4 protein-coding genes and 1 pseudogene are annotated in these 8,178 nt (G+C 68.9%); 1 reads left to right on the forward strand and 4 read right to left on the reverse strand.

Features of this window, described 5'->3' with window-relative positions:
* The 4 genes and pseudogenes from ACJ73U_RS35010 to ACJ73U_RS35025 form a co-directional block, all read right to left on the reverse strand.
* Positions 1–778 (reverse strand): annotated as a pseudogene (locus ACJ73U_RS35010) (diaminopimelate decarboxylase); the annotation flags it as partial.
* Between the two features lies 1 nt (position 779).
* Positions 780–2,120: an ATP-grasp domain-containing protein gene (locus tag ACJ73U_RS35015; protein WP_407782045.1), complete on the reverse strand. Its 1,341-nt coding sequence runs from the start codon at positions 2,118–2,120 to the stop codon at positions 780–782.
* Between the two features lie 11 nt (positions 2,121–2,131).
* On the reverse strand, positions 2,132–3,064 hold the full coding sequence (locus ACJ73U_RS35020; protein WP_407782046.1) for a 3-oxoacyl-[acyl-carrier-protein] synthase III C-terminal domain-containing protein: 933 nt from the start codon (positions 3,062–3,064) through the stop codon (positions 2,132–2,134).
* A 6-nt stretch (positions 3,065–3,070) separates the two neighbouring features.
* Complete coding sequence (locus ACJ73U_RS35025; protein ID WP_407782047.1) at positions 3,071–3,325, reverse strand: acyl carrier protein; 255 nt, start codon at positions 3,323–3,325, stop codon at positions 3,071–3,073.
* Between the two features lie 367 nt (positions 3,326–3,692).
* Here ACJ73U_RS35025 and ACJ73U_RS35030 point away from each other — a divergent pair.
* On the forward strand, positions 3,693–8,178 hold a 4,486-nt coding region (locus ACJ73U_RS35030), incomplete at its 3' end, for a beta-ketoacyl synthase N-terminal-like domain-containing protein (protein WP_407782048.1).

The raw sequence follows: 8,178 nt of genomic DNA on the forward strand, positions 1-8,178 counted from the left end.
CGTGGAATGCGGCGAGTACCGGGTTCAACCGGGCGGCCAGCAGTTCGACATCGAGGTCACGCTCGTTGTCGAAGTACGCCACTCCCAGTCCGCCGCCGACGTCCACCATCTCCAGGCCGAAGCCGAGCCGGTCGGACAACACCTCCGCGACCGCGAGAATCTTCCTGATGTTCGCCACGATCGGCTCCTCGTCGAGGATGCGGGTGCCCATGTACACCTGCACGCCCATGAACCGGACGTGTCGGTAGCGCAGGGTCAGCCCGCCGGCGTCGAGCAGAAGTTCCTCGTCGATGCCGAACTGGCGGGGTTTCCCGCCCATGGTCAGTCCGGAGCCCTTGACGCTGAAGGCGGGGTTGACCCGCAGGGCCACCGGTGCGGCCATCGCCCTGGCTTCGGCCATCTCCTCGATCAGGTCGAGCTCCCCGAACGACTCACAGATGATCGCGTAGATGCCCTCGTCGAGGCAGGCCGCGAGCTCGGTGCGACTCTTGCCGGGCCCGACGAAGATGATGTCGTGTGGCTCGACCCCGGCGCGGCGGGCCGTCAGCAGCTCGGACATCGACGACACCTCGGCCCGCGCGCCGTGTCCGTTCAGGAGCGCGCAGATCGACAGGTTGGGGTTGCTCTTCAACGAGAAGAAGATCTCCAAGTCCGGATGTAGCCGTTCGCGCAGCCCGGCCAGCCGCCCGGTCAGCTCGTCGCCGTCGTAGACGTACAGCGGGGTGCCGTACTCCTCCGCGAGCTCACTGATGTCGATGCCCTGGACCTGGAACTCCATCTCAGTCCTTTCCGAGCCGCTCGGTGATCCGATCGTCGATCGCGGCCAACTGGTCGGTGGTGTCGGCGACCACCACGCCGTACAGCCGGCCTACGAAGGAGCCGCTCCCGGCGCCCGCGTTGACTGTCGCGAAGTTGTTCACCACCAGGCCGGTTCCGCCGGGACGCGCCAGCATCAGTCCGTCCAGCATCCGGCTCACCTCGCCGAAGGGCAGCGGGCGGTTCAGCGACACGGGGTAGTACCTGGCGAGCGCGACCTGGGTGGGATCCACCAGCTTCTCCTGCAACGGCACCTGGTAGGTCGACATGTTGTGCCGGGCGTTGATCTCGACCACCGGGTACAGCCCGCCGTCCGGATCGACGAAGGCATCCACGCCGACCACCCCGAAATACCCATCGGCCGCCAACCGCCCGCCGAGCAGCTCCGCGACCTCCCGGATCTCCGCGAGCGTGCCGGCGGGCAGCACCGCCGGCATCCGATGTCCCTTGTGGACGTTTCGATCGGTGATCGCCTCCTTGACGAAGTCGAACCGGACGGAGCCGTCCTTGCTGACGGTGAACTGGTAGTTGAGGTCCGCGGCCTTCGTCACCCATTCCTCGATGACGAACGAGATCCGGTCATCTTCCGCGCCGCGCAGGATCATCCGGTGCAGCCGGTCGAGCCGTCGTTCGTCGTCGATCACGGCAATGCCCTTGCCGGAGACGCCGAATGCCTCCTTGATCCCGATCCGCCGGCCGGCGGCCACCAGCGTGCGCGCCTCGCTGACCGCGGCGGCCAGCTCCTCGGCCGTCGCGCAACCCCAGCCGACTGGTTGGCGCAGGCCGAGCAGGTCCGTCACGGCGCGGCTGTACACCTTGCTGTTGACCGACTTGCAGGTCGACGAGTCCGGTGCGGCCAGCGGCAGCCCGGTCTCCCCGGCCAACCTCTCCTCCACGGTGGACACGCCGTGGGCGACCAGGCGGCAGCCCTGCCCGGCCAGCTCTGACAGTGCGGTCAACAGGTCGGGATCGGCGAGCGCGTCCTCGGTGACCGACCGCTGGGCGTCCGTCCTCGATGCGACGTGCACGGTCGGCAGCTCCAGCCCGAGGCCTTTCAGGTAGGCCAGGTAGTCCGGGTCGGGTGCGGTCTTGAGCACCACGTGGTCGTCGGCGCCGCCGAGCAGCAGGGCGAACTCGTCCATGTGGTTGACCACCGCTTCACTCACGGCCGTGGACACCCTCGGCAGCGAGCGCTCGCCGGTGGCCCAGTCCCGCTCGACCTCGAAGTTGCCGAGGTAGACCAGTGATGTGTCCGTCGCACCGGTCAACGCGACCTTCAACCGAGTGACAAAGTCATCGTCCACAGTAGACTCGCCTAGTGTTGGAAGACCATCGCGGAGAACGTCGAGCCGAGCCCGACGGAGACCATCACGTAGCGGTCTCCGGGATTGAGCCGACCGAGGTCGACCGCCGTGCGGTAGTTGATGAACGGATCAGCGCAGAAGCAGTGGCCGGTGGCCTTGACGTTGTCGAGGAAGACCCGCTCCAGCGGCAGCCCGATTTCCGCGGCCGTGCGGCGCCACGACACGGTGTTGATATTGTGTGGCAGAAGCAGGTCGACGTCAGTGATCGCCACGCCTGCCACGTCGAGCGCGGCATGCACGACTTCGGCGAGCGCGTTGTGATAGATCAGCCGGAACTTCTTCTCCTGCGCAGGAGTCATCGCCAGCGAGCCCGCCGCGTTGCTGTGCGTCCGGGTGGCGTACCCCAGAAGCTGGTCGCTCTGGCCTCCGCCGCCGGCCCGCACCAGTACCGCCGCGAATCCCTCGCCCATCACCGCGATGTCCGCGATCATGCTCACGACGTGGGTGAACGCTTTTTCTCCCAGCAGCACTAGGGCGAGTGCGTCTGGATCGCCGTCCGCGGCGAGGAGCATCCCGCACATGTCCACGACGAGCAGCCCGGAGGCACACGCGTGGTCGGTCACCGTGAAGCTGGTCGCGTGGCTCAGTCCCAGTGCGTCGCACGCCTGGCGGAGCGGGTTGTCCGGGTAGACGTGTGAGATCGGCATGGTCTTGGCGCGAACGACGTAGCGAACCCGATCCTCGGCACCCGCCAATGACTCCAGTTTGTTGGCCACGGCCACCAGGGAGTCGAGCTCGGACTCGGCTGAGCGGCAGATGTCCTTCAGTCCGTAGAACTTCACGAACTTGCGACGCTCGATGTCAGTCAGTCGAAGTGTGGCCTGCAGTGATGCCAGCGATACTGTTCCCGGCAGATGGCTGGATACCGAAACGATCGCCGTCACGCGGACCTACCGGTCGACCAGTTCGGCAACCAGCTTGCAGACACTGTGTAGATCGACCATCTGCACGAGCCGCGCTTCGTCGATCTCGATGTTGAACCTGGTCTCCAATGCCGCGACCACATCCATCATTCGTAGTGAGTCGGCCTCGTGGTCCTCCTTGAACTTGCTGTGCTCAGTCAACTCTTCTGCATCCACCTCCAAGTGCTCCAGAATTATTTTCCGAATTTCATTCACCTGTTGAGCCGCGAATACTGTGGTCATGACTCCTCCACCACTAGATGCTGGATCTTGCTCAAGCAAGCGAACTCTAATGTGAGCCGGCCACAGGCCGCTGACCGACCGCTGACCGCGGACTGACACGCATTCGATGCCACGTGGGTCAGGCCGGCGCACAAACCAGTTGGACGGTCAACTTCCCGTCTACCAGGAGGGGGCTAGGTGCGGGTTCTGTCAGTCGGCTGTCAGCGGCTGGGCAGTGGGCGGTAACAGCGGTTCGTTAGACTTCCGGCTCGCTCGGCGGATGGCGCCCGGTCGGAAATTTCGATGAAAGCACTCGTTGAGAGCGGGAGTCGCCGATATTCGAGGATGCCATGCTTGGCAATCCTCGCCAGATAGGAGCGTGACTGGGGTGCGTGAGTTACGTCCGGTGGCCATTGTCGGTATGGCGGGCAGGTTTCCGCAGGCGCCGGACCTTGACGCATTCTGGCATCTGCTCGCGTTGCGCACCGACGCCATCACCGCGGTTCCCCCCGGTCGGTGGGACCCTGGCGAGCACGGTGTGCAGCCAGTCGGCGGGTTCATCGACGACGTGGACCTCTTCGACTCGGGGTTCTTCGGGATCAGCCCGCGCGAAGCCGAGGTGGTCGACCCGCAGCAGCGACTGTTGCTCGAAACGGTGTGGCGGGTGCTGGAGGATGCCGGCCAGCCCGCCGCCGGCCTACGCGGGACCCGGACCGGGGTGTACACCGGTGCGGAGTGGCACGACTACGAGTTGCTGCGCAGGGAGACCGGTCAGCCGGTGACCCAGCACAGCCTCGTCGGGAGCGCCATTGACGTCGGGCCCGCGCGGGTGTCCTACCTGCTGGGGCTGACCGGGCCGAGCATGACGGTCGAATGCGGGTGTTCGTCGTCGCTGGTGGCGGTACACCAGGCGTGTCTGGCGTTGCGGTGCGGGGACATCGACGGCGCACTGGTGGGTGGCGTCAGCCTGATGTTGACACCTGAGGTGACGGTGGGCCTGACGCAGTTCGGCGGCCTGTCACCCACCGGGCGGTGTCGAGCGTTCGGCGCGGGCGCGGACGGTTTCGTCCGTGGCGAAGGTGTCGCGGCCGTCTACCTGAAGACGCTGGACCGCGCGATCACCGACGGGGACCGGGTACGCGCGGTCATCGTGGCGAGCGCGGTCAACAACGACGGCGGTGGCGAAAGCCTGGTCACGCCGAACCCGTTGGCCCAACAGGACCTGCTCCGCAGGGCCTACCGCGAGATCGATTTGGCCAAGCTGTCCTATGTGGAGGCACACGGCACCGGAACCCGGCGCGGCGACCTGTCCGAGGCGTCGGCCATCGGCGAGGTCCTCGGTCGTGCGACCGGCCTGCCGATCGGCTCGGTCAAGACCAACATCGGCCACCTGGAGCCTGCGGCCGGTCTCGTTGGCCTGATCAAGGCGGTGCTCTCACTGGAGCATCGGTCCGTACCACCCTCGCTGCATGCCGACCCGCCCAACCCGGAGATCGACTTCGCTCGCCTCGGCATTCGCGTCGCCACCGAGGACGTCCCGTTGTCCGAGGACGCCCATGTCGGCGTCAACTCGTTCGGTTGGGGCGGCACCAACGCGCACGTCGTGGTCACCGCGCCCGCCCCGAGTCCGCAACCCGCCGACGTGCCGATGCCGGGACCGTACGTCCTGCCGGTGAGCGCGCACAACCCGGCCGCCCTGGCCGAGCGCCTCGCCGGCGTGCGCGACACCATCGAACGCGGCGCCGACGGCCGTCAGGTGGCCGCGACGCTGGCACACCACCGCGACCACTTCCCGCTGCGACAACCCGTCCTGGTCGACGGCGATCCACTCGCCGCCATCGCCGCCGCCGGCGAGCCCCGTCGCGCGCGGACTCCGGGCAGGACCGCGTTCGTCTTTCCCGGACAGGGTGCCCAGTGGGTGGGGATGGGCCGCGATCTCTACGGAGTCGACCCGGCGTTCACCGAGTCGCTCGACCGGTGTGCCGACGCTCTCGGGTGGTCGGTGGACGAGGTGTTCGACGGCCCGCTGGGTGGGGTCGACCGGGTGCAGCCCGCATTGTGGGCGATGTTGGTGTCGCTGGCGGCCGCATGGGAGCGGGCTGGCGTGCGGCCGGACGTCGTCATCGGGCACAGCCAGGGCGAGATCGCCGCGGCGACGGTGGCCGGGGTGCTGTCGGTGGCCGACGGCGCCGCCGTGGTGTCCCGGCGCGCCGGGATCCTGCGCGCGGCGGCCGGTGGTGGCCGGATGCTCGCGGTCGACCTCGGCTGGGACGCGCTCGGGACGATGCTGACCGGGTTCGAGGAGACCGTGACTCCCGCCGTGCACAACGGTCCTCGCTCCTGTGTGCTGTCCGGCGACGCGGACTCGGTGGTGCTGCTGAAGGAAATCCTGGAGGCCGACGACGTGTTCTGTCGGCTGGTCGACGTCGACTACGCCTCGCACAGCCCGCTGATGGACCCGATCCTGCCGGAGATCCGGCACGCACTGACCGGCATCAAGCCCGGTCATGGCCGGGTGCCTTTCCTGTCCACCATGGACGTTTCGATACGGCACGACCTCGACGCCGACTACTGGGCGAGCAACCTGCGCCATCCCGTGCGGTTCGCGGACGCCGTGGACGCGGCCGTCGCCGATGCCGTGACCCACCTGGTGGAGATCAGCCCGCATCCGGGGTTGGGCGCCGCACTCACCCAACTCGCCGAGCGGTACGACGAGCCACCCGCCGTGCTGGCCAGCCTGCGCCGCGACCACGGCACCATCGCGGACCTGACTAGGGCGTTCGCCGACGCGTACGCGTCCGGCCTGCCCGCCGTCGGTCCGCGTCCCGCGCGGCGTCCGGTCGACACCCCACTGCCATACCCCTGGCAGCGTGAGCGCTACTGGGTCGGCCCGGACCGGCGCCGCGGCACCCCGGGCGACGGCGTCACCACGCTGTCCCTCACCACCCACCCCTGGCTCGCCGATCACAAGGTGCACGGCACAGTGGTGTACCCGGCGGGTGGCTACCTCACCCTGCTCAGGGCGGGTGTGGACCGGGTGCCCTTGCACGACGTGGAGTTTTCGGCCGCGCTCACGCTCGGCGAGGACGATGTCGAGCTCACGACGGTCCGCCGCCCGAACGGCCAGGTCACGGTGAGCACGCGGACCGACGGCCGGGTGATCACCCACGCCACCGCCAGAACATCGGTCCCCGCCACGCTCGACGCCGCTCCCGAGCGCGCTCCGGGTGCGCCCGTGGACTTCTACGCCTGGTGCGCCGAGCGGCACCACGACTACGGCCCGGCGTTCCGCTGGGTCGCCGACATCACCGTGGACGACACGTACGCGGTCGCCACTCTTCGGCACCCCGGCAGCGGCCCCACCGGCGAGAACGCCGCATTCTGGGACGGTATTCTCCAGGTGGCTCTCGCCGTACTGCCTGGTGCCGATGCCGTGGTCCCGGTGTCGGCGCGGTCGGTCCACCTGGCCGAGGTGCCCACCGCGCCGCTGGTGCACGCCCACCGCGCCGCCGACGGCGAGGTTGACCTGCTGATCTGCCGGCCCGACGGCACACCGGTCGGGAACGTCGACGGGCTCCGGTTCTCCTACCTGCCCACGAGCATCCCCGAAGACCGCGTGCTGCGCTGGGTGTTCGACCCCGAGCCGCGCACGGACACACCGCCCAAGCCGCCGTTCACCCTGGTTGGCGCCGACGCCGGCCTCGAAGCGCCGGGTACGGGCGATCCGGTCACCGTGTTCGTCGCGCCGAGCGGTGGCGGACTTCTCGACCTGCTCGACGCCGTCCGCGACGCCGTCTCCGACCGCTCGACGTTCGTGCTCCTCACCCGCAACGCGAGGCCGGCTCCCGACGGCTCACCAGTCGATCCGGCCGCGGCCCTGTACGTCGGCATGGCGACCGTCCTGCAGTCGGAGTACCCGCATCTGCGGACCCGCCTGATCGACGTCGACGTCGTCACGCCGGCCACGGTCGCCGAGCTGTCTGATGTGGATGGTCCGGACGTTGTCGTGCTGCGTGGCGAGCAGCGTTGGATTGGCCGACGATCTCGTGGCGGCGTACCGGTCACCGCGCCACGGCTGCGCGAGCGCGGCTACCGGCTGGCAGTCCGCCAGCCCGGCCGGCTGGACACCATCACCCGACTGGCGACCTGGCCGCGCGAGCCTGGTCCCGGCGAGGTGCGGGTCCGAGTGGACGCCGCGTCACTGAACTTCCTCGACGCCATGAAAGTCCTGGGCGTCTACCCGGACCCGGCTGACCGGGACCTGCTCGGCCTCGACTGCGCGGGGGAGGTCGTCGCCTCGAACGCGGCCGGGGTCGAGGTCGGCACACTCGTCGTCGCGTGCGTCGCCGGCGCGATGGCTGACGAGGTCATCGTGGACGCCCGGCTGACCGCGCCAGTCCCACCGAGGATGACCGCGGCCCAGGCCGCCGCGCTGCCGATGGCGTTGGTCACCGCCTGGTACGCGCTGATGTCGGTCGCCCGCGTCCGGCGCGGGGAGACGGTGCTGATCCACTCCGCCACCGGTGGCGTCGGACTCGCCGCGCTCGCGGTCGCCCGCGACGCGGGTGCGACCGTGCTGGCCACCGCGGGTACCGAGGCCAAGCGCGCTCACCTGCGTGAGCTGGGCGTCGAGCACGTCTTCGATTCACGCACGACCGACTGGGCCGACGAGGTCCGGGCGGCCACCGGCGGGCGCGGGGTCGACGTCGTGCTGAACTCGCTGACCGGCGCGGCGATCCCGCTCGGCCTGGACGTACTGGCCGACGACGGCCGGTTCGTCGAGCTGGGCAAGCGGGACATCTACGCCGACATGCCGATCGACCTCGGCGCCTTCCGCAAGGCGGTCTCGTTCACCGCCGTGGACATCGTGGGCC

This window comes from Actinophytocola sp. (genome assembly GCF_045807065.1).
In the GTDB taxonomy this organism is placed as follows: domain Bacteria; phylum Actinomycetota; class Actinomycetes; order Mycobacteriales; family Pseudonocardiaceae; genus Actinophytocola.

What these genes read in the sequence shown, in the direction of transcription:
- ACJ73U_RS35025 (WP_407782047.1), bottom strand. Translation starts at nt 3,325, where the DNA reads ATGACCACAGTATTCGCGGCTCAACAGGTGAATGAAATTCGGAAAATA.